We start from the raw sequence: 24,786 nt of genomic DNA, 5'->3' as shown, positions 1-24,786 counted from the left end.
ACTCAGACGAGCTGAAACACCGAAACCGCAGCCTTCAGTTGCCGCGTCTGCTCATGCAGCGACGACGCGGCAGCCGCAGCCTGCTCGACGAGCGCCGCGTTCTGCTGCGTCATCTCGTCCATCTGCGTGACCGCCTGATTCACTTGCTCGATGCCCACGCTCTGCTCGAGCGACGACGCGCTGATCTCCGCCATCATCTGCGTGACGCGTGAAATCGACGCCGACACTTCGCGCATCGCCGTGCCCGCGCGCTCGACGAGCACCGAGCCGTCGCTCACTTGCGCGACCGACTCGCCGATCAGTTCCTTGATTTCCTTCGCCGATTGCGCCGAACGCTGCGCGAGACCGCGCACTTCGCCCGCGACGACCGCGAATCCACGGCCCTGCTCGCCCGCGCGCGCCGCTTCGACAGCCGCGTTCAACGCGAGGATGTTGGTCTGGAACGCGATGCCGTCGATGACCGAGATGATTTCCGCGATCTTGTCCGAGCTCGACGCAATGCCACGCATCTTCTCGACGACATCGTCGACCACGCTCGCGCCGCGCGACGTCGCGTTGAGCGCTTCGCCCGCGAGCGTGTTGGCCTCGCGCGCGTGCTCGGCGTTCTGGCGCACCGTCGCGGTCAGCTCTTCCATGCTCGATGCGGTTTCTTCGAGCGACGCCGCCTGATTCTCCGTGCGCGCGGACAAATCCGCGTTGCCACTCGCGATTTCATCGGCGCCGAGGTTGATCGAATCCGACGTTGCGCGCACCGTTTTCACCGTGTTCGCGACGCTTGCCTGCATCGTCGCGAGGCCCGCGAACAGACGGCCGATTTCGTTCGTGCCGCGATCTTCGATACGCTCGTCGAGACGGCCGTTCGCGATGCGCTCGAAATGGCGGCCCGCTTGTTCCAGCGGCTCAATCACGGCACGGCGCAGCGCGACGTGCACGAGCGCGATGCCCGCGACCAGCGTCACCAGAATCGCGATGCCGACCGCGCGGAACCACGCGTAGCGCGTGTCGATCGACGACAGATAGCCGCGGCCCGCTTCATCGCCGAAATCGACGAACTTCTGCTGTTCCGCGAGATAGCGATCCTGGAAGCCTTGCGTCGGCTGGTCGAGGAACGCCTGGAGATTGCCCGCGTCGAGATACTGCACGAGCTCGCTCAGCGCCTTCGAATACTCCGCGTATTTGGCCTGCAGCGCGCTCATGCGCGCCGTGTTTTCATCGCCGGTCTTCGGCGCGTTCAGGAACGCCGTGAACGACTTGTCCGCCGCCGCGATCTGCTCGCGCGCGTGCTGGACGATTTCCGTCGGCTCGCTTCCGCCGCGCACCATGCGCGTGCCCGCGCGCGACAGGTTGATGCGCGCATCCATCAGATGCTGGGTGGTCTTGTTGACCGCGTTGACCTGCTTGAGCGCGATGTTGGACAGACTGCCGACATCGTCATGCGTGCGCGACAGGGACCAGAAACCGAGCCCTTCGGTCACCAGTTGAAAGAGACAGAACACCACCAGAACGGCGAGCAAACCCGATGAAACCTTGATCTTTCCGAACATCACTAGCACCCACACTTTCCGAATTAAGGCCCGCCGATGCGGGGACACTGCGGGTTTACGGCAGTCGGCGACAAAGCTTGAATCGTTTGCCGCAGCGGCTTGTCTATGCGAATGCAGGGAACGCGCCGCTTCGGCGAATCGTCATCGGAGAGCGCGCGTGCCGCCCGAAACGCACCATTGCACAATTTTTGCGTGACTTCCTTGCAGTGCGCGCGATCGCTTCCTATTGTCTTTGCAGGACGGCACCGAACCCACCCAAGGAGTGTCCGAATGGCCGAAATTGTCGATATCGCGCGCGGTGCGCTTAATGCGCAACCGTTCAGCGCCTTGCTCGGAACAAAACTGATGCAGGTCGATTCAGCGAGTCTCACGCTGTGTCTGACGATCAGGGACGAGCTAAGGCAACAACACGGCTTCGTACACGGCGGGGTGGTGAGTTATCTCGTGGACAACGCCCTGACCTTCGCGGGCGCGCTGCGGCTCGGGCCGAAGGTCGTCACCGGCGAATACAAGATCAACTATCTGCGCCCGGCCGTCTCCGGAACGCTGATGGCGCGTGCTCGCGTCGTCCATGCCGGCATGACGCAGGCAACCTGCCAGTGCGACGTGTTCGTCACCGATGGCGGCGCCGAGCGGCTCGTCGCGGTCGCGCAGGGCACGATCACGCGCATCTCCGAAGGCGTTGCGGCGGAACCCGTCTATCACGCCTGAACTTTTCAAATCCCGTCGTCCGAAACGAAAAACCTCGCCGCGGCGAGGTTTTTTGTCGTTGCTGCGGGCCGATTACTGCGCCGCGACGGTCTTCTGCGTCTGCTCGCCGAGACCCTGAATGCCGAGCTTCATCGTCTGGCCGGCCTTCAGGAAGACCGCGTTCGGCTTCACGCCCATGCCGACGCCCGGCGGCGTGCCCGTCGAGATGACATCGCCCGGCTGCAGGCTCATCACCTTCGACAGATACGCGACCAGTTGCGCGACCGTGAAGACCATGGTCTTCGTGTTGCCGTTCTGATAGCGTTTGCCGTCGACTTCGAGCCACAGATCGAGCTTCTGCGGATCGGCGACTTCGTCCTTCGTGACGAGCCACGGACCGATCGGGCCGAACGTGTCGAAGCCCTTGCCCTTGTCCCATTGCGTGCCGTGTTCGAGCTGCCATTCGCGCTCGGAAACGTCGTTGATCACGCAATAGCCCGCGACGTAATCGAGCGCGTTGGCTTCATCGACATACTTCGCTTCCTTGCCGATGACCACGCCGAGCTCGACTTCCCAATCGGTCTTCACCGAGTTGCGCGGGATTTCGACGTCGTCGTTCGGGCCGCAGATCGCGCTCGTCCATTTGTTGAAGATGACCGGCTCGGTCGGCACCGGCAGATTCGATTCGGCGGCGTGATCCGCGTAGTTCAGGCCGATGCACACGAACTTGCCGACGCGCCCCACGCACGGTCCGATGCGCGGATTGCCGTCGACGACCGGCAGCGTCGCCGGATCGGTCGCGCGCAATTTGGCCAGGCCCGCTTCGGTCAGCGTCGCGCCGGCGATGTCATCGACGACCTTCGACAAGTCGCGAATCTGGCCTTCGGCGTCCAAGAGACCCGGTTTTTCCTGACCCTTGGGGCCGTAACGAAGCAGCTTCATCTGATGTGATCCTCCTGGTTCCAAATAACGTGAGCGGTCGGTCAGTTCGACCAGCCGCCGTCGATGATGTGAATCTGTCCCGTCGTGAACGACGATTCGTCCGAGCCGAGATAAAGCGCGAGCGCCGCGATTTCTTCGGCGCGGCCGACGCGTCCCATCGGCTGGCGCGCGACGAACGCGGCCTGCACCTGATCGACGCTCGCGCCCTGCGCCTTCGCCTGCTCCGCGATGCGGTCCTTGAGCGACGGCGATTCCACCGTGCCCGGACAGATCGCGTTGCAGCGAATGCCGCGCGTGACGAAATCGGCGGCGACGGATTTCGTGAGGCCGATCACCGCCGCCTTCGACGCGCCGTACACGAAGCGGTTCGGCACGCCCTTCACGCTCGATGCCGCCGACGACATGTTGATGATCGAGCCGCCGCCTTTTTCCAGCATCTTCGGCAGGAACGCGCGAATCGTCCGATACATCGCCTTCGCGTTCAGATCGAAGGCGAAGTCCCAGTCTTCCTCGCTCGCCTCCAGAATCGAGCCGGCGTGCACATAGCCCGCGCAGTTGAAGAGCACGTCGATCGCGCCGATCTCGCCGGCCAGCGCGTTGATCGCCTGCGGGTCGCGCACATCGAGCTTGCGCGCTTCGAAGGGCTTGCCTTCGAGCGATTCCGTGCGGATGTCGGTGGCGATCACGCGCGCGCCCTGTGCCGCGAACAGTTCGGCGGTCGCGAGCCCGATGCCTTGCCCCGCCGCCGTGATCAGCGCGGTCTTGCCTGCCAGTCTTTGTACCATCTACTGCTCCAGTCGGAAGTGTTTTTGAGACATGCCGGGTATATCAGCCGTTTCTTAGGCGATAGAAGGCGCGGGCGTTCGCGCCGAAAATCGCGTCCTGCTGCGCCTTTTCGAGATGTGACGTGAGATTGCGCGCCGTGTCGTGCCACGCCGCGTAGCTGCCATTCATGTCGAGCACGGGCCAGTCGCTACCCCACATCAGCCGTGCATATCCGAAATGTTCGAGCAGATGCGCGACGTAGGGTTTCAGCGTTTCGTCGGTCCAGTTCGGGTTCGCTTCGGTCGCGAGTCCGGACAATTTGCAATGCAGCTTTTGCGGCAGTTTCGCGAGTTGCGCGATGCCATCGGCCCACGGTTGCCAGCCCACGTCGATGCCGTCGCGGATCGGCGGCTTCGCGCCATGATCGACGACGATTCTTAGTTCTGGATATCGCTCGACGAACTTCACGAGCGACGGCACATGCCGCGCGAAGATCAGCGCGTCGAAGGCGAGATCGAGATCGATCAGACGCTCGATCGCGTCCTTGCGCGGCGCGTGCTCGATCCACGTATCGTCGGGCAAGTCCTGAAGCATCGGGCGCACGGCCTTGAACTTCGGCTCGCGCGCGAGTTCGTCGATGATCGCCGCGGCATCGGTCGAATCGAGCGGCACCCAGCCGACGACGCCCGCGATCGAATCGTCGCTGCGCGCGAGATCGAGCAGATAGCGCGTTTCGTCGACCGTCGGCGCGGCCTGCACGACAACCGTTTTCTGAACGCCGGCCGCCTTGCGCAGCGGCGCGAGATCGTCGGGACCGAACACGCGATACAGCGGCTTCATGTCGGGCGTGAGCCAGCCATAGTCGCCGCGCGCGGGATCCCAATAGTGTTGATGCGCGTCGATGTTCACATTCGATGTCATCGCGGCACCGGTGCATTCGCATGAAGCAGACCTTCCGCGCGCAACGCGTCCCACAGCGCGGACGGAACCGGCGTCGCGAACGATGCAGCGTTCACGCGCACTTCGTCCGGCGTGCGCGCGCCCATCAGAACCGTGGCCACAACTTTATGCGCATAAGGAAACTGGATGGCCGCCGTCGACAGCGCAACGCCATGCGCGCGACATACGCGTTCCAGCTTGCCGACGCGCTCGACGACGTCCTTCGGCGCATCGCCGTAATTGAACTTGAGATCGCCATGCGCGTTGGCATCGAGACCACGCGCGAGAATGCCCGAGTTGAACGCGCCACCCAGCAAAATACTCACGCCGCGCTTCTCGCATTCGGGCAATAAATCATCGAGCGTGTTTTGCTCGAGCAGTGTGTAGCGGCCGGCGAGCAGCGCACAGTCGATGTCGAATTCGGCCATCGCTTCCATCACTGCCGCGCCTTCGTTCACGCCGAGGCCGACCGCTTTCACGCCGCGCGATTGCTTCAATTCTTCGAGCGCGCGGAAGCCGCCTGCATCGGTCAGTTGCTTCCAGTAGTGCGCGTTCTTGTCGCCGTGCGTCACGCGGCCGATATCGTGGATCAGCACGATATCGATATCGGTCATGCCGAGCCGCATCTGACTGTCTTCGAATGAACGAAGGATGCCGTCGTAGGTGTAGTCGTAAATCGCCTGAAACGGCAGCGGCGCGGCCCAGCCTTCCCTGCCGTCGTCGGGCGTCGTGCGCGGCACGAAGCGGCGGCCGACTTTCGTCGACAGCACGAAATCGCCGCGCGGATAACGCCGCAATGCATCGCCGAGCCGATGCTCCGCTTTCGTGTGGCCGTAGTGCGGCGCCGTGTCGAAGAAGCGGATGCCCGTCTGCCACGCGGCATCGACGGTCGCGCGCGCCTCGTCTTCCGTCAGCTCGTGATACAGACCGCCGAGCGGCGCGGTGCCGAGCGACAACGCGGTGACTTCCAGCGACGTGCGGCCAATCCTGCGTCGACGTGAAACTGCCTCTTGCGCTTCTGCGGTCATCTGCAAACCCCGAATGATTTAGAGATGGCGAAACTCAAGCCGCCACAGTAACGCGTCGCGCGGCGCTCGGCAAACACGCGGGGCCGACCGGCTCGAAGGTTTTGTAAGTCAGGATGAACTCCTGATGCCCGAGCGCCTCCGACTTCGACGCCGCGCCCGCCGCCACCGCAACGGTCACGTCGACGATCTCGCGGCCCACCTCGTCGAGCGTCGCGCGGCCCTCGAGGATGCGGCCCGCGTCGACGTCCATGTCGCCGGACAGATTGCGATACGTCGACGGATTCGCGCAGACCTTGATGACGGGCGATATCGCCGAGCCGACGACCGAGCCGCGCCCCGTCGTGAAGAGAATGACGTGACAGCCGCACGCAATCAGCTCGCCGATCTCCGCGTTGTCGCTGATATTCGGAAAGCCGAAGCGCGGCTCGCCATCGGGCACGACATCGAGCAGATAGAGACCGCCGGTCGGCGGAATATCGCCCGGCTTGATGATGCCGACGATCGGCGACGCCCCGCTCTTCGAATATGCGCCGAGCGATTTCTCTTCCTGCGTCGTCAGTCCGCCGTCCGCGTTGCCGACCGAGAACGAGCCGTGGCCCATCGTCGTGTAATAGCGCGCGGCCTTTTGCACGCATTCGACGATGGCATCGCCCAGTTCGGCCCGCGCCGCGCGCCGTTTCATGTGGAATTCGCAGCCGACCAACTCGCCCGTTTCCTCGAAGATGCACGACGCGCCTTGATCGATGAAAGCATCGAACGCGCGCCCCACGGCCGGATTCGCCGTGATGCCGCTGGTGCCGTCCGAGCCGCCGCAGATCGTCCCGACGATCAGTTCGTCGAGCGCCATCGGCACTTTCTGTTGAGCCGCGAGCGTCGCGCGCGCCTCGCGCACCCAGTCGAGACCGTTCTGGATCGTGCTGCGCGTGCCGCCTTTTTCCTGAATCGTGAGCACGGCGGCGGAACGGCCGCTCGCGCGCACGACATCGGCGAGATAGTGCTTGTTCATGCTCTCGCAGCCGAGCGACACGAACAGCACCGCACCGACGTTCGGATGCGTGCAGATGCGCTCCAGCATCTTTTCGGCGTAGCTATTGGGATAGCAGCCCGGAAAGCCGATCAGATGCACGGGCGGTTCGACTTGCGGAACGAAGGAATCGAAATCATCGAACGATGGACGGAAGTGCGCGACGATCTCGCGCGCAACGTGATGCGCGCATTCGACGAGATACGCCACCGCGACGACATTGCGGATGCCTTTGCGGCCATCCGCCCGGAGATAGCCCTGCAGTGCGGAAGTGTCCATGGAAGTGTTCAGTGCTGCACGTAGGCGTGTCCGGCGTCGTGCGTGTAAGTGGGTAGGTAGTCGCTTTCCAGGTTGTGCGTATGCAGATGCTCGCCGCGCGCGACATCGACGCTTACGTGGCCGATGATCGCGCCATAGCGCAGTACCTTTTCGTCCTTCGACAACGCGCGCCGCGCGATCTTGTGCGCAAGCTCGATGGTCGTCGCGAGCGTGACAGACTCGCCTTCGATCATTAGCGTCTCGCCAGCGGGCAGGCGCGCGGCGGCGATCAGGCAGTTGTCTTCCGGACTGAGAAGAATCAGGCGCGGGTCGGTGGTTTCTTGCATCGTCGATCTCAGAAGGAGGATTGCGCCGAACGTCCAAAGCAAGTCGCCGCGGGAAAACGTGGATGCAACGATTCATCAGTGAACGTAATATTCATAGACGCACCAGTCGAAGTCAACAATGACGCAACCCGGATCGATCAGTGATTTCCCTAGCCGGCGCATGCGAATGGGATCGCGCTCCCTGACGGAAGGCTTAAACTCGCGCGAATTCATGAACCAACTCAGACAGCACATGGACGTGGAAGACAACGACGCCGATCGTTATCGCGCGCCCGCGCTCGATAAAGGGCTCGATATTCTCGAATTGCTTTCGGAACAGAAGTCGGGCCTCACGCGTGCGGAAATCACGAAGATGCTCGGGCGCAACGCGAGTGAGATGTATCGGATGCTGGAGCGGCTGGTCGCGCGGCAGTACGTTGTGCGCTCGCCCGAAGGCGATCGTTATTCGTTGAGCCTGAAGCTGTATGCGCTCGCGCATCGGCATCCGCCGATGAATCGGCTCATCGCCGAGGCGCTTCCGGCGATGCAGCGATTCGCAGATGCAGCCGAGCAATCCGTGCATCTCGTCGTCTACGATCGCGGAAATTTGCTCGTCATCGCGCAAGTGGACGGTCCCGGCACGTGGGGCATTTCAGTGCGGCTCGGCTCGCGCGTCGGGTTGATCGACACGGGCTCCGGCCGCGTCATGCTCGCGTTTCAGACCGACGAACAGCGCGAACACATGCTCGCCGAGCATACGAAGGTCAAAGGCGAACTCGCGGTCGATCGCGCCGTGCTCGACGCCGACTACCGGCAAGTTCGCGAACTCGGCTATTCGCAAAAGGATAGCCAGCAGACTTTCGGCGTAACGGACGTGACGTATCCGCTGCTCGGGCCGTCCGGCCAGGCGATCGCCGCCCTCACCTGCCCGTACCTGCGGCGCATCGACGATTACGTGGCGCCGTCGATCGAAGACGTCACGTCCTTGCTGAAAAATGCAGCCGCGTCGCTTTCGATGACGCACGACTGAATGGCGCACGCTTCGCGCGTTAGAATGGCGGCCCTCTCAAAAAGACGGCGCGCCGCGATGGCGTGCCGCCGTATCCAATCCGACGCATTCCCGATGGCGAAACTCCTTTCCGACTCCGAATTCCTCCGCTTCACCGAACTGCAGCAAAAACAGGCGAACTTCACGATCACATCCGAAGAAGCCGACGAACTGCGCGAGATTGTCGCCCGCGCGCAAAAGAAACGCGACGATCGCGCGGCCGCGATGCAGGCGATCGAAACGTATATCGCGCAGTTCGACATCACGCCCGACGAGCTTTTTTCGGCCGAGCAGATCGGCGATGCGGCACGGACATTCGGCCTGATTCCCGCCGCGAAGAAGGAGCGCACGCTGCCGCCGCAACTGACGTACAACGGCAAGCCGTATCAGTGGACGTCGCGCGCGCTGCCCGACGACATTCGCGTGCCGCTCTTCGATGCGTTCACGTCGGGGCAATCGGTGAAGCCGTTCATCGCGACGTTGAAGGACACGTCGCGCTGTGCGTTGACAATCGCGCGCCTCGAAAAGGAAACGGGCAGTTTGTACGCCGAAGCATTGCTCGACGAGCTTTCGCTGTCGCGCGCCCAGATCGACGACGCGCTCGCCAAATTCGCGGCTTAATCGCCGCGCGGCTGTGACGGCGCATCGCACAGCCGCATCCTGAAACCGACGACGCCCGGGTCGTCGGTTTTCGTCACTTCGAAGCCGGTGTTGCGTGCGAGCGCGATCATGCCGGCGTTCTCGCGCAACGCCTCGCCGACCATCCAGCGGGTGCCGCGCTGTCTCGCGTAGTCGATGATGCGCGACAGCAGCAGCGAGCCCAATCCCCTGCCCTTCATATCCGAGCGCGCGGCGACGGCGAATTCCGCGGTCTCGTTGTCCGGATCGGCGATCGCGCGCGCGACACCGAGCGTCTCGCCCGTGCCGTCACCGTTCGCTCGCGTGACGATCAGCGCCATTTCGCGGTCGTAGTCGATCTGCGTCATGCGCGCGAGTTGCGAATGATCGAAGTTACGGACAGCGCCAAAGAAGCGCAGGCGCAAATCCTCGGCGGTATTGGCCGCGACGAACGCCGCGTGCGCTTCTTCGTCTTCGGGACGAATCGGCCTCACGGTGACGCGCATGCCGCGCCAGTCGAGCGTCTCTTCGAGGCAGCGTGGATACGGCACGATCGCCAGCGGCTTGCGATGCGCGCCGAGCGTGAGTTGCGGTTCGTGAACGGCGACTGAATCGCGCGTCACGCGCAACGTGAGACGCAGCGCAACGATTTCTTCGATATAGCAAACGAGTTGCGATAACGCCGTCAGCGCATTGAGCAGCGACTCGGCGGGCAGTTCGCGCGAACGCGGCGAGCGCATGACGAGATCGCGCGAAAGCACGGGATTGAGCGGCGGCAACGCAAACTCGTGAAGTGCGTCGGCAAGGCCGAGCGCGCCTTCGGCCTTGAATTCGAATACCGGACCGAACACGCGATGGTTGAGCAGGCGCGTCTGAATTTCGACGGCATCGCTCGTAAGCGAGTCGGGCGGCCCCGGTTTCACCGAGATGCCGAAACGAGCGAATACGCGCGCCGCACGTTCGCCATTCAATTCGGCGATGCCGTTTGCGAGCGCCGTGCGAATCTCGTTGTGCGCGGCGTCGATGTCTTCGGGAATATTCGCGGGGAGGCCGTCGGGCGTTTGCATCAAGAGTTCGCGGCCCTGCCGGAAATCGACGAGCCGGGCAAAACCGCGCGCCAGCCGATGCGGCGTCGTGTGCACGGGAATGCCGTTCGCGTGCAACTCGTCGCGCGTGGCGGCATCGACACAGCCGAAAAAGCACGCGAGCAATCCGCGATAAGCGTGACGTCGCTCGGCAATCAACGTGCGGGCGACTTCGGCGACGGGCGCGCTATGCGTCGGCGCATGCACGACGAACACTGTGCCGGTCTCGCGATGCGATGCGAGCGCTTCGAGCGCCGCGCCGAAATCCGCGGGCGTGGCGTCGTCGCCGAGAAGAAGAGGATTGCCCGCGCGAGCGCGAGGCAGCGCGGCGGCGACGGCGTCGCGCGCGGCGATCGGCCATTGCGCGAGGTCGTCGCCGGCTGCGCCAAAGGCGTCCTGGGCAAGTGCTGCGACGCCGCGGTCGCTTGTGATGACAGTTGCGACATCGCTTGTCGCGACGCGGCCGATGCCCAAGGTCTCGATCTCATCGAGCAGATCATCGAGCGAATCGACGCGGACGAGTCCGGCACGGCGGAAGGCCGCGCCGTAGAGGCGGTCGAAAGGGTCATCGCGACCCGTGCGCAGCACGAGCACCGGTTTGTTTCGCGCGGCGGCGCGCGCGGCGGACATGAATTTGCGCGCCGACCGAACCGTTTCGATGGCGAGCAGAATCGCACGCGTCGATGCATCGCTTGCAAGGAAATCGAGGATGTCGCCGGAATCGACGTCGGCTTCATCCCCGAGCGCGACGATTCGCGAGAAGCCGAGTCCGCGAGCACGCGCCCATCCCAGTACGCCGTTCGTCAGCGCGTTCGATCCCGACACCCACGCGACGCCGCCCGATTTGACACTGCATGCGGGCGCGCCGAGACATGCGCCGATTGCCGGCGTGACGACGCCGAGACTGGCAGGTCCGATCACGCGCACAAGAAAAGGCCGGGCGGCGGCGAGCGTACGAACGGTCCATTCGTCGGCGTCCGCTGCGGAAGACTCTCCGCGTTGCTTCGCTTCGCCGACGATCACGACGGCTTTCGTTCCGCGTCGGCCGAGGCGCTCGATGAGGTCCGGCCAAGTGTGCGGTCGCGTGCAAATCACGGCAACGTTCGGCGCTTCCGGTAACGCGTCGACGTCGCGGTACACGGTTTCGCCGGTCAGCGAGTCGTATTTTGGATTGACTGGCCAAAGAGAACCTGTGAAGCCAGCGCATTGCACACGCGCCCAGACCATCTCGCCGATGCTGCCCGCACGCCAGGAAGCGCCGACGACAGCGATCGACTTCGGCGCGAACAGGGTGTCCAGGTTGCGAACAGTCATGGAGGCTCCGGCGTAGGCGCAGTTGTGTCAGCGCCTAGGATAGGCGATTTCGTTTTGCAGGTGATGACTGGCGTCCAGGCCACCGAGGGAGTGCGACTTTATGCGCATAAAGGCGAGGCGGCGGTGCTTGTAAGACCCGCCTCGCCATAGGATGGCGGCGGCTTTATGCGCATAAAGTCGGGCACTTCCGACGCCGGCCGCCGGCCGGACAAGGACTTTATGCGCATAAACCTCGGCCGAACGGCTAACGCGAGTCAGTTGTTGCGGAATATCACTGGAAAAACAACAACGACAATGTAGAATTCAACGGACTTCAAAATACGGAGTGGAACGTGGCGGCGGAAATCATAGCGATCACGCAACAAAAGGGCGGCGTCGGCAAAAGCACGATTGCGATGCATCTCGGTGCGGCCTTTCACGAAAAAAAGAAGCGTGTGCTCGTAGTCGACGCCGATGGTCAGAACACGCTGATCCATTGGTCAAGCGCCGCATCGGATGACGCAAGCGGCATCCCGTTTCCAGTCGTCAATCTCTCCGAGGCCGGCGGGCAGATTCATCGGGAAATCAGAAAGTTCGTCAGCGACTACGACATCATCGTCGTGGATTGCCCGCCGTCGATCACCGAGAAGGTATCTGGCGTCGTGTTGCTGGCGGCGAACGTCGCGGTGATTCCGACTTCGTCATCGCCGGCGGACTATTGGTCGAGCGTCGGCCTTGTCAAGCTCGTTCAGCAAGCGCAGGTGATGAACGAAGATCTGCGCGCCGTCTTTCTGCTCAACAAGACCGAAGAAAAGCGCATGCTCACGCGCGAACTCAAGGTTGCGCTCGAAGAGCTCGGCTTTCCCTTATTGAAAACGCAGATCCCAACGCGCGAGTGTTACAAGCAGGCGATGGCGCTTGGACAGACCGTGCTTCAAATGAGCGATCGCGGCTCGCGCCTCGCAGCGGCGGAAATCCGCTCGGTCGCGGACGAGATCCTCGACATGCTCTCCTGACTTTATGCGCATAAAGGACCCTGAATGAAACCGTCCCAATTTGCCAAGGGCTTCAAGGCTCGGCCCGACACGACGAGCAGCGAGAAGCGCACTGCGCTGGATCGTCTGAATGCGATCGATGGCATCGTCGACATTCAACATGTGGGGCAGGCCGCCGCGAACGGCCGATCGAGCGCCTTCGTGGCCGACGAGCCGGGCGACATCAACGCCGGACCTGAGTCCGATGAATATCGTGCGTGGCGCCGTGCAAACCGCTACACGGCCGGACAGATAATCGAGTTGCCGCTCAAGTCGATCAAGCCCAGCCCGTTCAACCCGCGCCATTTCTATCTGAAGACGTCAATCGCGGAATTGGCCGTCAATCTGGCGAAGCAGGGCCAGCAACAGGCGATTCACGTCATTCCCGATTACGAGAATCCGGGAACGTTCTTCGTCAGCGATGGCGGCCGGCGCGTGCGCGCACTGAAAGAGGCAAACAAGGAAACCGTGAAGGCGGTGGTCGTCGATCTGCCGATCGGCATTCAGAGCTACAAGCTCGGTTATGACCTGAACGTTCAGCGCGACTCGCAGACTGTTTTCGACAACGCCGTGGTCTGGCGACGCTTTCTCGACGAACAGCATTTCCAGAGCCAGCGCGAACTGGCGGATCACCTCGGGCTGGACGAATCGACGATCGCCGTCGCTTTGTCGATCGCGAAGCTTCCTGAGAACGTCATGCACGAGATGGTTGCGCGGCCGGACCGATTCGGCTCGAACATGGCCTATCAGATCGTGCGCTATCACGCCGCGCGCGGCACCGACGCCACGCTGCGGCTGATCAACAAGATCACGTCGGATGACCTGAGCACGCGGCAGGTCGCCGATATCGTCAAGGGCCGCGCGAACGCTCAGGAAGCGCCGAAGACGCCTGGCCGGCAACGCTATGCGCAGCGCCTCGAAATCAAGCTGGACGGCGTCGCAGTCGGCGATCTGAAGTCATACGGCGAAGATCGTCTCGAGTTGCGTTTGCGCGGCTTGTCGCGCGAGAAGCGCGATGAGCTGCTGCATCAGATCGAACTGATGCTTCAGCCTGTCGAGACCAAGAAGTAAATGCACACGATGGCCGCCGAGATCATGGACCGGCGGCCATTTTCGAATTGGGACGTTTTCGGTTGCCCGCGGAGACTTTAGCGCGATTGACTGAGCGTAAATGCCAGCAAGTCGCCATCGGTCGGCTCGCCCCACGTCTTTCGCGCCAGCCAGTCGAAGAAGGATGTTTCCGCCAGCTTCGAATCCAGTCCGCGCTTGCGCCAGTCGTCGCGCATGTGGGCACCGAGCCCCGGCAAAACGTCTTCCTCGAAGGATTGACGCGCGACCTCCCGTTCTTCCTCACCTTGCTCGTCGTACAGCACGCGCGCTTCCTTGCGGCGGTACGCCGAGAATTCGCTCAACAAGCGGGCTTTGAGATCGTCGGCGGCAGCCGGCGTGCGGGAGGCCGTACCGCTCGTTGCCGGAGGCAGCGCTTCTACCGGTGGCGCGTAGCCCTTTTTGAGCGCGTCCTTGAAAAGCGCCGCGCCGCTGCGAACCGGCGGCAAAGTCGTGCTGCGCATGCGCTGTTCGGTCATCTGCAACGCCGCGCGGATGCGGTTTTCCTCGCTGTCGGCATACAGCGTCTGCGCGTCCTTGAGCGGAATGCCAATCTTCACCATCCGATCCACCAACGTGCTGTCGAAGACGTTCGGATGTTCGTCCAGCGCGAGCATCGGCTGCTTTTGTTCGGTCACGCGGAACTGAATCTCAGCCACGCGGCGCCCTTCGCGGTGTTCCACCAGTTCGACGAAGATATTGGTCACCGCATTCACCTCGGCGATTGCGGGCCGCAGATAATCGCGTTTGAAGTATTTGTATTCGCGCTTGGCTTCGTCGCCGGCTTCGGTATCGGGCGTTCCTGAAAGAATAGGCCGCCACCATTCCCACGTCTCGCGCATCGTCAGATGGCTGGGATTCGTGAGATAGCGAACGCAGATTTCATAGAGTGCGAGGCCGGCGCTGCTGCGCAACTGACTCTGGAATTGCAGGCTCAGGCGCGCATACTGCACAGGATCCAGCAGCTTCTTTTTGATTTTCGGCGCGAATGAAAATTCGACCCAGACGCGGCGCGTCGTCGGATCTTCGAGGATTTCGGCGTCGGCGATCAGCGTCGAGATGCCCCACTTGCGACCCGGCTTCTGACTCGATGTGCCGGTGCTCCATTCGACCTGCACCGACACCATGCGACGCAAATGCTCCTTCACGAGCGCAGTGTCGTTCGAATCGAACGCCGAATTTGCGACGATATCCGACAGCAGCGCGCGATACGTGTCACCGGAGTCGTCGGCTTGTTGAGCAACGGCTAGCAGCACATTGAACAACTTTCTGGTGAGCAGCGTGATCTTGCCGCTTTTCGGCTGAATCGCAATGGCCTCGACTGCCTTGCGCAGTTCCGCCGAACTGGGGCTAACGACATCGGTTTTCTTTGCGCGCTTGGTGGCCATGAAATGGTCAAGATCGATATTGCGAGCAAGGATACCGATTGGGGTGAAGCCCGTCTATAGGGACACCCTCACCACACAGGGGTGATTGCCAGACAGACAGCACGGCTCACTGCGGTGCGCTCCCGAAAACACTCACCGCTCACCGATCGAAGGTATCTTTTAGCTGTAGTGTCCACGCGGGTAAACGGATTGCGACGGTTTTTCGGCGCCATCCGGGAGCTCAAGCAGTCTCCCGGATAGGCTCACCTTAAAAATTTTTCGGCTCGTTGAACGACGTGTGGCGCGGCAGAGACAGCCAAAAGTCCGTCCTTCTCCGCTTCGGCCGCGCATCGGTGCGGTGCAAAGTTATAACGGGGCGCACTCACTTCAACAGATCGGCATCGACAGGTCCCGAAAAGTCTCACCTCATCGAGTTTTCCTCAACCCGATCGCCCCCGTTCAGCCCCGTTCTACGGGCTTCGCGCCGCCTATGGCCTCCCGAAAACTATCACTTTTTGACCTGCTGCACGTCATATCGCCTGTCCCGCAAAGGCTCACCCTGCTGCGTCCTGCAAAGCCTCACCTTTTCCTGTCATCGCTCAAAAATGGTGCTCTCCCAGGCACTTATCTCGCTTTCGTCACAAAACGTGAAGAAGGCGGCTCCCGTAAACCCTCACCGACGGTTTCTTGGCACTGTCCCGCACCGACGCTCGTAGCTCCCGCATTCCCTCACCATACCGTGTTTCCGCTAAACGCAACGACAGACCATCCTGGTCTATCCAGCTGTTTTTAATATGTTTTTTCATGCGCGCGATTTCTCATCTAGTGCAGCGACAGTTCTCGTACAGCGCGCGTGATCCCGGATTGCCTCACCATGCGAGGCGCATGACAGGGAAGATGGACTGAAAAAAGCAGGCGCAGACACTCCTGGAAAGGCTCACCTTAGACGCTCTCACCGGCCCTGCGAGCCCATCCAAGAAGAGACTACGGCTGCACCGAGACGTGCATCTTCCATTTCGCACCCGGAAAAGCTCACCTCAGGCGTCGGCAGATGAAAATTTCAGCGAAAAGCAGCCTTCGCCCCCGAAAACGCTCACCTTTCTCTCGGGAATTACCCTGAAAACCCTCACCGATCGGTAAGCTTTACCCGAATCGACTCCAAAATAGTGCGATTCGCATGCTCCCGAAAATTCTCACCGAACGAAGCCGACAGACCAGGGGGGCGCCCTCGGAAATCAACGCGTTAGCGTGCGCGTGCCCCCGAATAAACTCACCCATCATTTTGGAGCCTCCCCGAACCCGCTCACGATTCTTCCCGAGAGCCCTCACCGATCATCCCGAAGCCCGTCACCGTTCGCTCCCGCAGAGCTTCACCCTAGTTCCCGTACAATCTCACCTGACGTCCGGCAAAGCCTTATCCGATAAGGGTTCTGGCTGGCGTTAACGATGTTAACAAGGTTCAAAGGTGTTTACTTCTAATACTCTCTAGCGGTGCAGTGTTTTGCACGCAGTAATTAGAAAAACGAAAAGCTGCGTGAAACAGACACCCATGGCGCGTATGGGACTAAAATCCGCGACAAATCATCGACTTGCAGGGATATCTTCAGGATGTTTCACGACGGCGGACATGTGTACCATGCCAAGTTGTCGAAAACGGCCTAAATGCTCTGTTATCGACGTTGGTGTGAACGATCGAACGAAAAACATAACGATCAACACGTAAAACGTTATGATCATCATGTTGAACTGCTAGATTTTCACCATGGATCAATCTACTCGCGACACGCTGCGCCAAGAAATCGAAGCGATGCGCGCCACCGGCGCACGGCGGCAAGACCTCTCTCAACACGCCTGCAAGCGACTCTTCTTCGACCTGGGCGTTCGGCCCTCGGTTACGACTGTCCGCGAACTGACTCAAACCGGCAGCGCAAGCGACATCCCCAAGGACATCGAGGCGTTCTGGGCCGGTCTGCGTTCGACGTTGCGCGTTCGCATCGACGCTGGGGCGATGCCGGAATCATTGCAGGAACGTGCCGGCGAACTGCTGGCGGCGTTATATGACGAGGCGCAAACGGCCGCGCGTGCCGCCCTTAACGAGGAAAAGGCCCGTCTGGACATGGCCATCCAGGCCGCGCAAGCCCAGGCTCGCGATGCCGATATTCGTCGCGAGGCGATCGAGCGGGCTCAGCAGCGTGCCGAGGCGCGCGCCGAAGCAGGCGCTGCTCAGATCGCGGCGCTGGAAGCCGAATTGAAGACGCTGCGCAGTCAAGGCACAGACGCTCAGGCGGGCTTGCGCGAAGTCATCGCCCGATGGGAGAAGGAGAACGAGACGCTCTCGGCGCGTCTGCAGCACGAGCAGGACGCTGCGGCACGGCTGCGCGACCGCATCGACGAGCTTCAAAACGAGCTGCGCCACAGCACCGAGCACTACGCTCAGCAGATCAAGGACGCGGTCAAGGAGGCCGAACGGCGCGTGCATCCGATGCTCGTCGAACTCGACTCCCTGCGCGGCATGGCCGCCACCTATCAGACCAGCGCACGCGAAGCGAGTCAGAAAGAATTCGATTTCATTCAACAACTTAGCGCAGCCCGAAGCCGCGCCGACCGGCTCGAGTCGCAAGTGCGGGCGCAGTCCGACGAAATCGATGCGCTAGTTCTCGAGCGCGATGCACGGCGGGTTCAATCCGGTGCGAGCGCGGAAGTCGGCGCGTTGATCGCGTCGCTGGCGGCGCAGGGGCGCCTCACTTCCGCCGAGATCGCCCGCCTCGGCACGCAGATTGACGCGCACGTCGCCGCGCCAACTTCCTGTCCGGCGTGCGAGGCTGGCGAACCGGAACTGCAGCGCCACGAAGACGAATACGAGCTTTCCTGCCCGAACTGCGAGCGCACGTCCGGGGCCACGGCATCGAAGCTTGCGGCCGTCGACGAATTTATCCGGTCGGCGCGTGTCAGCACCTCGTAATCGCGCGTCGAGTGAGCGCCGGCGTCAAAGGTGAGGGTTTTCGGGATCGTCGACGGACATGTGCCGTTCCCCGTCGGCGCGCGCGTGAGCAATGTCACGCTCCCGTATTTGCTCACCCATCCATTCTTGCCAGGCACGATGCAGCCGGTGAACCGAGATCGTCTGCTGGAATCCGAGCCACTGGCCGACGCGATCGGGGTCCGTGCCATCCTCGAACAACTCCGCCGCGTACGTGTTGCGCAAGGTCTGCGGACTTGCGCGCGCGACGCGCGATGCCGCTATCCCGGACGCGGCCACGACGGCGTCGATCGCGCGCAGCATCGTCGCCTTGTGCATGGAGCGTCCCGTCGGTGCTGCCGGGAATAGCAATTCGCCTGCAAGGCCAGCCGTCTTGCGCTCGCTGATCCAGTTGTCGAGCAGTTCGACCGCGAACGGAGCGAGCCGCGCCTGCCGGATCAGCAGCGGATTCGACGCGTCGACGGTCACGTAAGGCGCGCCGGCCGCGTAGCAATCGACGGTCAATTGCGCCGCTTCGCCCGTTTTCACGCCTGCGCCGAGAAAGACGGCGACCAACGCCCGGTCGCGCCGCTCGCGCCAGCGCTGCCCGGCCGGCAAGGCGCCGATCGGAGAAAACAGATGCGCGACGAGCAGCGCGCGCTCATCGTGGGTGAGAAAGCCCGTCGGCTCGTTGTCGCGTGCCTTGCGCCATGCCGCGTCGCCGTCCTGAGCGATGAAGCGCGCCGGATTCGTCGCCGCCGATTCCACTTCCCGAACGTGATCCAGCACGCGCTCGATCAGCCGCAGATACCGCATGCGCTGCGGGCGTCGGATGTCCAGTTGCGCGACGAACTGTTCGATGACCGGACGTTGCACCGTATGCAGCGTCGCGCGTTTGGTGGCCAGCCACTCGAGAAAATTTCCCCATTGCGCGCGATACACATCGGCCGATGACGCCCTGAACGATTGCTGGGCGAGCCATGCATCGAACGCGGCGTGCGGGTCCGCCTGCCAGTCGGCGCGCTGTTGGTCGAAGAGATCGGAAGTGTTCGGCATATTGTTCGAAGGCGCGTTGCGCGCTGTATTGCACTGCGCACAGGGTCGGGCTTCGGGCGCGCGACGTCAAGCGCGTGTGTCCGCCAAAGTGTCGATAACTGTCTTGGCGGGCGTGCGTTTCGTCGACTACTGTCGTCTATACGGCTTCCTTCCATCCACGAACACAAGAGCAAAAAGGAGCGAGCGATGCCCCAGCAATCCTGGCAGGAACGTCGCGCGAATGGACGCGCCAGGCGCGAACGCACACCGCGGGCCGCGCAAGAGGCGATCGGCGATGTCGATCGCGATCCCATCGAGCTTTTGCGGACAAGCAGCAAAGGCCGCGTCGATGCGCTGATTCCCTTGCGTTACGGCCGCATGCTCGTTTCGCCGTTCACGTTTTATCGCGGCAGCGCGATCCTTCAGGCGCACGACCTGGCCGGCACACCGGACAGCGGCATCGCCATTCAGATCTGCGGCGACTGTCATCTTTCCAACTTTGGCGGCTTCGCAACGCCGGAGCGCGCGCTCATTTTCGATCTCAACGACTTCGACGAAACCGCGCCCGGTCCGTGGGAATGGGATTTGAAACGGTTGGTCGCGAGCTTCACGATCGCCGGCCGGCATCTCGGCCACGGCGATCTGGCTGCGGACGAGTTCGCGTTTGTCGCCGCGCGCAGTTATCAGACGCATCTGCGCGAGTACGCTGAAATGAGCGTGCTCGATCTCTGGTACGAGCGCATCACCTTCGATCGCATGTACCAGGCCGTGCAGAGCGAAGACGCGCGGCGGCGCATCAAGCGCGGCATCGAACGGGCTTCGCGCCGCACGCACGAAACGATGCTGCCGAAACTCGCCGACCGAACCGGCGACACGTGGCGCATTCGCGATGCGCCGCCTGCCGTGTTTCACATCCACGGCAAGAGCACGCTGATCGATAAGAACGACGGCTGGATGACGCTCAAAGCCAGTCGTGAAGATGCGCTCGCGACGCTCGTGCGCGATTATGTCGCGACGCTTACGCCGGAGCGCGCGAGATTGCTGTCGCAATTCAGCCTGCAGGATGTCGCGTTCAAGGTGGTCGGCGTGGGCAGCGTCGGCACGCGCTGCCTCGTTTTGCTGCTCACGGATCATCACGACAAGCCGCTTTTCCTGCAGATGAAGGAGGCATCGACGTCGGTCGTCGCGAGATTCACGAAACATGCGAAGCACGCCGACGATATCAAACACGACGGGCACCGCGTCGTTCACGGACAACGTCTGATGCAGGCCGCCACGGACCCGTTTCTCGGCTGGGCGACCGGACCGCTCGGGCGCACGCTCTACATCCGCCAGTTACGCGACATGAAAATCTCCGCAGAACTCGATACTTTCAGCGACGACGTCTTTCGCGAATACGCCGTGCTTTGCGGCTGGGCGCTTGCCCGCGCGCACGCGAAGTCCGGCGGATGCGCGCCGGAAATCTCGGGCTACCTGGGCAACAGCGATCGAATGGCCGAAGTTCTAGTGCGCTACGGTCGCGCCTACGCGGATCAGGTGGAAAAGGACTACGAGGTGTTTCGCGTTGCGTGCCGGGACGGCAAGCTCGAATCGCGTTCGGATGCGGACATCGCGGCGGAGTTCGCGCCGTGAAACGATCCGCTGCGCGATGACATGAACCGGGGCACGCGGGTTCAGTCGCGTGCCGCGGGGATGCGTCAATGCGCGGCGCTGACTGCTCGCGGCCGATCCTGTCGCGATGCGCGCTCGTAGGCGTCTACGGCGAAGGCGAAAACGGCGGGCAAGGCATCCGAGGATGCAACGTCGACGACGTCATCGGTTTCGGGGAAATGAAAGTCATCGGGACGCGCGAACAGCTCGCGCAAGGCGGCTTCGTGTCGTCCCGCGAATCCGAGGTCCGCGACGGCCTCCGCCTCGATGGCATGCAACAGCCGCCAAGTCAGCGGCACTCCTTTATCGATGTAACGCCCCGCGATCTGACGCGTGATGCGCTCGAGGTCATGCACCGCGCGGGCGAACTGCCTTCTGCTCAGGTTTTCACCATTCGACTCCATGATCCACCCCTTCCAGCCGGTCTTATTGTACTGTACAAATATACAGTACTTGTTGCAATGAAAATAGCGTCGCGCGAGTCGAACCGGCTGTATGTGCGATTCCGCCTACGTGCGTTTCAGACATGCGCGGCTATGCGCGCCTGCCGACAAAGCGCATCGTTTAACCGTGCTTGGGAAACTCCTGAGCGGAACGCGCAGGCAGTTTCTGCGTTCGTTCGACGGCACCGCGCGGCCAACAGCGCTGCAAACCACGGGAGAACTGACATGAACAAGGATCAAGCCGAAGGCGTTGGCAAGCAGGTCAAGGGAAAGATCAACGAGGGCGTCGGCAAAATGACGGGGGACACGGCTCAGGAAGCCAAGGGCGACATGCAGCAAGCAGCCGGCAAGGTCCAAAAAGGCGTGGGCGATGCACGCGAGGATCTGAAGGACAGCGTGAAAAAGAACCCGTAAGACGGGCCAACCGGCGCCGCGACTCCGGCGCCGCTTTGAGCGGGACGTGCTCGATGCGCGTCCCGTTTTTATTGGCGGGCGCACGGCGGCGCGCCGACTTTATGCGCAAAAAGTTCCGGACGCTCAGCGCATCAGCCGTGGATGACGACGAGCAACGCCTTGGCCTCCGCGCGCCCGACATTCCGGATCGCGTGCGCCTCGTCCGCGGCATACCGCGCGGTTTCCCCCGCCTTCAGACGACGCGTCGCACCCGACGCATCGACCTCAACGGAACCGTTCAGCACTGTGAGATGCTCGCGCGTTCCCGGTTCGTGCGCGTTCGACGTGAGCGCGGCGCCCGATTGCAGCGTAAGTTCGTACCACTCGAACTTGCCGGCGAGTTCAATCGGTCCCCACACGCGCAACTGATAGCCGCCGTTGTCCCCACTCAGGGTCGGTATTTCATGCAGCCCCGAAACGCGGATCGCTTCGGCGGGCCTTTGCTGCGCGAACAATTGGTCGAGGCTGATGCCGAGCGCATTGGTCAGTCGCCACGCGACGGCGATCGTCGGATTTGCCTTGTCGCGCTCGATCTCCGACAGCATCGACTTTGACACGCCGGCCGCGCGCGACAGATCGTCGAGGGTCAGCTTCCGTTCGCTGCGCAAGCGTTGAATGATCTCTCCGACGCGCGGCGGTGTTGCGCCTGCGCCCGCCAGATCGGCTGCTTTTCCCTCTGAACCCGTGCTTGCCATGAATCGACCAATCCCGTAAAGTGTTCGGCATATCGGAAATGCGTTCGAAATATCGAACATGTCCGATGCGATGGATGCACTATAACAGGGCTAAGGACGGCGCGCGCGAGTCACGAGGCGCGGATTGCATTGGCAGGCCCAGAACAAGGATTGCGATGAAAGACCGATATCTCTCCCATTTGCGTTCGACGCTCGACGAAATTCGCGCTGCGGGGTTCTACAAGACGGAGCGCGTCATCGCGAGTCCGCAGTCGTCGGACATTCGGCTCGCGAACGGCGCGGCGGTGCTGAACTTCTGCGCGAACAACTACCTGGGTCTTGCGGACGATCGCCGGCTCATCGAGGCCGCGAAGGACGGACTGGACGCCGATGGTTTCGGCATGGCGTCCGTGCGTTTCATCTGCGGCACGCAGACCGTGCACAAGGAACTTGAACAGGCGATCGCGCGTTTTCTCGAAACGGACGACGCCATTCTTTATTCGAGTTGCTTCGATGCAAACGGCGGCCTCTTCGAAACGCTGCTGACCGAAGAAGACGCGATCATCAGCGACGAACTGAATCACGCCAGCATCATCGACGGCGTGCGGCTCTCGAAGGCCCGGCGTCTGCGCTATAAAAACAACGACCTCGCCGATCTGGAAGCGCGTCTTCAGGAAGCCGATGCAGCCGGCGCACGCTTCAAGCTGATCGCGACCGACGGGGTTTTTTCGATGGACGGCATCATCGCCAACCTTTCCGGCATCTGCGATCTCGCTGACCGTTACGGTGCGCTCGTCATGGTCGACGATTCCCACGCCGTCGGCTTCATCGGCGAGAACGGGCGCGGAACCCCGGAGCACTGCGGCGTGCTCGATCGCGTCGACATCATTACCGGCACGCTCGGCAAGGCGCTTGGCGGCGCGTCAGGCGGCTATGTCGCCGCGCATAAGGAAGTCATCGATTTGCTGCGTCAGCGCAGCCGGCCGTATCTTTTCTCGAACACGTTGGCACCGAACATCGCCGCGGCATCGCTGAAAGTGCTTGAACTGCTCGCGAGCGACGAAGGCGCGACGTTGCGCCGGCGCGTCCGCGAGAACGGGGCGCACTTCCGCAAGGCGATGTCCGCGCTCGGCTTCGATCTTGTCCCCGGTGAACATCCGATCATTCCGGTCATGCTCGGCGACGCTCAACTCGCGTCCAAGATGGCTGATGCGCTGCTCGACGAAGGCGTCTATGTGATTGGCTTTTCCTATCCTGTGGTGCCGAAAGGACGCGCGCGCATCCGGACGCAGATGAGCGCGGCACACACGCCGGAACAGATCGATCGTGCAGTCGATGCGTTCGCTCGCGTCGGCCGATCCCTCGGCGTCATCGGCTGACTTTATGCGCATAAAGGCCCGCGACCTTCGAAGCAGCATCATCAAGACCAAACGCCAGGATCAAACGCCAGGATCAAACGCAATGAAAGCCCTCGCCAAACTCGAACGCGCACCCGGCCTCACCCTGACGCGCGTGAAGCGACCCGAAGTCGGTCACAACGACGTTCTCATCCGCATCCGCAAGACGGCGATCTGCGGCACCGACATCCACATCTGGAAATGGGACGAATGGGCGCAGAAGACGATTCCGGTGCCGATGCATGTCGGTCACGAGTACGTCGGCGAAATCGTGGAGATGGGACAGGAAGTACGCGGCTTCGCCATCGGCGACCGCGTGTCGGGCGAAGGCCATATCACATGCGGTTTTTGTCGTAACTGCCGCGCGGGCCGTCGTCACCTGTGCCGCAACACGGTCGGCGTGGGCGTGAATCGTGAAGGCGCATTTGCGGAGTTTCTCGTGATCCCGGCGTTCAACGCGTTCAAGATTCCGCCTGACATTTCCGACGATCTCGCTGCGATCTTCGATCCGTTCGGCAACGCGACGCACACTGCCCTCTCGTTCAATCTCGTCGGCGAGGATGTGCTGATTACCGGCGCCGGGCCGATCGGCGTGATGGCTGCGGCGATCGCGCGGCACGTCGGCGCGCGCAACGTCGTCATCACCGACGTGAACGACTATCGGCTCGAACTTGCCCGCAAGATGGGCGCGACGCGCGCGGTCAACGTGGCGAACGAAAACCTGCGCGACGTGATGAGCGAACTCGGCATGACCGAAGGATTCGACGTGGGCCTGGAAATGTCCGGCGTGCCGAGCGCATTCACGGCGATGCTCGAATCGATGAATCACGGCGGCAAGGTCGCACTGCTCGGCATTCCGCCGGCGCAGACCGCCATCGACTGGAATCAGGTGATTTTCAAGGGACTCGAAATCAAGGGCATCTACGGACGCGAGATGTTCGAGACCTGGTACAAGATGGTCGCGATGCTGCAAAGCGGCCTCGATCTCTCCCCGATCCTGACGCACACGTTTCCCGTCGACGACTATCAGCGCGCATTCGACACGATGCTTTCCGGCAACAGCGGCAAGGTCGTGCTCGACTGGACCGCCGTCGCGGCCTGAGCGGC

At 62.3% G+C, this 24,786-nt stretch carries 21 protein-coding genes and 2 pseudogenes; 11 read left to right on the top strand and 12 right to left on the bottom strand.

Going from position 1 to position 24,786, the window contains the following annotated elements; translation table 11 throughout:
• Window positions 1-2: 2 nt before the first annotated feature.
• Window positions 3-1,544, bottom strand: coding sequence for a methyl-accepting chemotaxis protein (locus BG60_RS18315; protein WP_008354190.1), 1,542 nt, complete (start codon window positions 1,542-1,544; stop codon window positions 3-5).
• A 270-nt stretch (window positions 1,545-1,814) separates the two neighbouring features.
• On the opposite strand from BG60_RS18315, the gene BG60_RS18310 reads away from it, so the two are divergent.
• Complete coding sequence (locus BG60_RS18310; RefSeq protein ID WP_008354191.1) at window positions 1,815-2,255, top strand: PaaI family thioesterase; 441 nt, start codon at window positions 1,815-1,817, stop codon at window positions 2,253-2,255.
• A gap of 72 nt (window positions 2,256-2,327) precedes the next feature.
• On the opposite strand, the gene BG60_RS18305 is transcribed toward BG60_RS18310, so the two are convergent.
• The 6 genes from BG60_RS18305 to BG60_RS18280 are packed head-to-tail and all read right to left on the bottom strand — an operon-like array spanning window position 2,328 to window position 7,537.
• Window positions 2,328-3,176: an ureidoglycolate lyase gene (locus BG60_RS18305; RefSeq protein WP_008354192.1), complete on the bottom strand. Its 849-nt coding sequence runs from the start codon at window positions 3,174-3,176 to the stop codon at window positions 2,328-2,330.
• 41 nt (window positions 3,177-3,217) lie between these two features.
• On the bottom strand, window positions 3,218-3,961 hold the full coding sequence (locus BG60_RS18300) for an SDR family oxidoreductase (protein WP_008354193.1): 744 nt from the start codon (window positions 3,959-3,961) through the stop codon (window positions 3,218-3,220).
• A gap of 43 nt (window positions 3,962-4,004) precedes the next feature.
• Complete coding sequence (locus tag BG60_RS18295; protein WP_008354194.1) at window positions 4,005-4,850, bottom strand: amidohydrolase family protein; 846 nt, start codon at window positions 4,848-4,850, stop codon at window positions 4,005-4,007.
• 8 nt (window positions 4,851-4,858) lie between these two features.
• Entirely contained in the window at window positions 4,859-5,908 is a 1,050-nt protein-coding gene (locus BG60_RS18290) for an aldo/keto reductase (RefSeq protein ID WP_034472274.1), read from the bottom strand.
• A 34-nt stretch (window positions 5,909-5,942) separates the two neighbouring features.
• Complete coding sequence (locus BG60_RS18285) at window positions 5,943-7,211, bottom strand: UxaA family hydrolase (protein ID WP_008354198.1); 1,269 nt, start codon at window positions 7,209-7,211, stop codon at window positions 5,943-5,945.
• Between the two features lie 8 nt (window positions 7,212-7,219).
• Entirely contained in the window at window positions 7,220-7,537 is a 318-nt protein-coding gene (locus BG60_RS18280; protein ID WP_034472282.1) for a UxaA family hydrolase, read from the bottom strand.
• A 211-nt stretch (window positions 7,538-7,748) separates the two neighbouring features.
• Here BG60_RS18280 and BG60_RS18275 point away from each other — a divergent pair, with 211 nt between their 5' ends.
• Together BG60_RS18275 and BG60_RS18270 are read left to right on the top strand one after the other, a co-directional pair.
• On the top strand, window positions 7,749-8,546 hold the full coding sequence (locus tag BG60_RS18275) for an IclR family transcriptional regulator (protein ID WP_372492614.1): 798 nt from the start codon (window positions 7,749-7,751) through the stop codon (window positions 8,544-8,546).
• A 93-nt stretch (window positions 8,547-8,639) separates the two neighbouring features.
• On the top strand, window positions 8,640-9,185 hold the full coding sequence (locus BG60_RS18270) for a hypothetical protein (RefSeq protein ID WP_008354201.1): 546 nt from the start codon (window positions 8,640-8,642) through the stop codon (window positions 9,183-9,185).
• Here the strand turns inward: BG60_RS18270 and BG60_RS18265 are convergent.
• Window positions 9,182-11,581 carry a GNAT family N-acetyltransferase gene (locus tag BG60_RS18265; protein WP_034472272.1) on the bottom strand — a complete coding sequence of 800 codons (2,400 nt, stop codon included), beginning with the start codon at window positions 11,579-11,581 and terminating at the stop codon, window positions 9,182-9,184. The genes BG60_RS18270 and BG60_RS18265 overlap by 4 nt on opposite strands.
• 332 nt (window positions 11,582-11,913) lie before the next feature.
• Between BG60_RS18265 and parA the strand changes: the two genes are divergently transcribed.
• From parA to BG60_RS18255, 3 genes and pseudogenes are all read left to right on the top strand, one after another.
• The gene (gene parA, locus BG60_RS18260) at window positions 11,914-12,576 is read left to right on the top strand and encodes a ParA family partition ATPase (protein WP_008354203.1); all 663 of its coding nucleotides are present in this window, start codon (window positions 11,914-11,916) and stop codon (window positions 12,574-12,576) included.
• Between the two features lie 24 nt (window positions 12,577-12,600).
• A pseudogene (locus tag BG60_RS40145) lies at window positions 12,601-12,706 on the top strand (ParB/RepB/Spo0J family partition protein); the annotation flags it as partial.
• A gap of 77 nt (window positions 12,707-12,783) precedes the next feature.
• A pseudogene (locus BG60_RS18255) lies at window positions 12,784-13,665 on the top strand (ParB/RepB/Spo0J family partition protein); the annotation flags it as partial.
• Window positions 13,666-13,742: 77 nt separating this feature from the next.
• Here the strand turns inward: BG60_RS18255 and BG60_RS18250 are convergent.
• Window positions 13,743-15,089, bottom strand: a complete 1,347-nt coding sequence (locus BG60_RS18250) for a replication initiation protein (RefSeq protein WP_008354205.1) — start codon at window positions 15,087-15,089, stop codon at window positions 13,743-13,745.
• Window positions 15,090-16,830: 1,741 nt separating this feature from the next.
• On the opposite strand from BG60_RS18250, the gene BG60_RS18245 reads away from it, so the two are divergent.
• Window positions 16,831-18,030, top strand: coding sequence for a DNA-binding protein (locus BG60_RS18245; protein WP_008354206.1), 1,200 nt, complete (start codon window positions 16,831-16,833; stop codon window positions 18,028-18,030).
• Window positions 18,031-18,054: 24 nt separating this feature from the next.
• Here BG60_RS18245 and BG60_RS18240 read toward each other — a convergent pair whose 3' ends face one another.
• Window positions 18,055-19,083, bottom strand: coding sequence for a tyrosine-type recombinase/integrase (locus BG60_RS18240; protein WP_008354208.1), 1,029 nt, complete (start codon window positions 19,081-19,083; stop codon window positions 18,055-18,057).
• Between the two features lie 186 nt (window positions 19,084-19,269).
• Between BG60_RS18240 and BG60_RS18235 the strand changes: the two genes are divergently transcribed.
• Window positions 19,270-20,694, top strand: coding sequence for a DUF2252 domain-containing protein (locus tag BG60_RS18235; protein WP_008354209.1), 1,425 nt, complete (start codon window positions 19,270-19,272; stop codon window positions 20,692-20,694).
• Window positions 20,695-20,759: 65 nt separating this feature from the next.
• Here the strand turns inward: BG60_RS18235 and BG60_RS18230 are convergent, their stop codons facing one another.
• The gene (locus tag BG60_RS18230) at window positions 20,760-21,116 is read right to left on the bottom strand and encodes a DUF2471 family protein (RefSeq protein ID WP_008354210.1); all 357 of its coding nucleotides are present in this window, start codon (window positions 21,114-21,116) and stop codon (window positions 20,760-20,762) included.
• A 264-nt stretch (window positions 21,117-21,380) separates the two neighbouring features.
• Between BG60_RS18230 and BG60_RS18225 the strand changes: the two genes are divergently transcribed.
• Window positions 21,381-21,569 (top strand): CsbD family protein, encoded by a 189-nt coding sequence (locus tag BG60_RS18225; RefSeq protein WP_008354211.1) that lies wholly within the window; start codon window positions 21,381-21,383, stop codon window positions 21,567-21,569.
• Window positions 21,570-21,700: 131 nt separating this feature from the next.
• On the opposite strand, the gene BG60_RS18220 is transcribed toward BG60_RS18225, so the two are convergent.
• A complete protein-coding gene (locus BG60_RS18220; RefSeq protein ID WP_008354212.1) occupies window positions 21,701-22,303 on the bottom strand; it encodes a helix-turn-helix domain-containing protein in 603 nt (200 codons plus the stop codon).
• Window positions 22,304-22,458: 155 nt separating this feature from the next.
• Here BG60_RS18220 and BG60_RS18215 point away from each other — a divergent pair, with 155 nt between their 5' ends.
• Together BG60_RS18215 and tdh are read left to right on the top strand one after the other, a co-directional pair.
• Entirely contained in the window at window positions 22,459-23,661 is a 1,203-nt protein-coding gene (locus tag BG60_RS18215) for a glycine C-acetyltransferase (RefSeq protein WP_008354213.1), read from the top strand.
• Between the two features lie 82 nt (window positions 23,662-23,743).
• Window positions 23,744-24,781 carry an L-threonine 3-dehydrogenase gene (gene tdh / locus BG60_RS18210; RefSeq protein WP_008354214.1) on the top strand — a complete coding sequence of 346 codons (1,038 nt, stop codon included), beginning with the start codon at window positions 23,744-23,746 and terminating at the stop codon, window positions 24,779-24,781.
• Window positions 24,782-24,786: the final 5 nt, after the last annotated feature.

It is taken from the genome of Caballeronia zhejiangensis (genome assembly GCF_000698575.1).
In the GTDB taxonomy this organism is placed as follows: Bacteria; Pseudomonadota; Gammaproteobacteria; order Burkholderiales; family Burkholderiaceae; genus Caballeronia; species Caballeronia zhejiangensis.
Note: the sequence above shows the minus strand (reverse complement) of the source record. Positions and strands in the feature narration are given on the sequence as shown.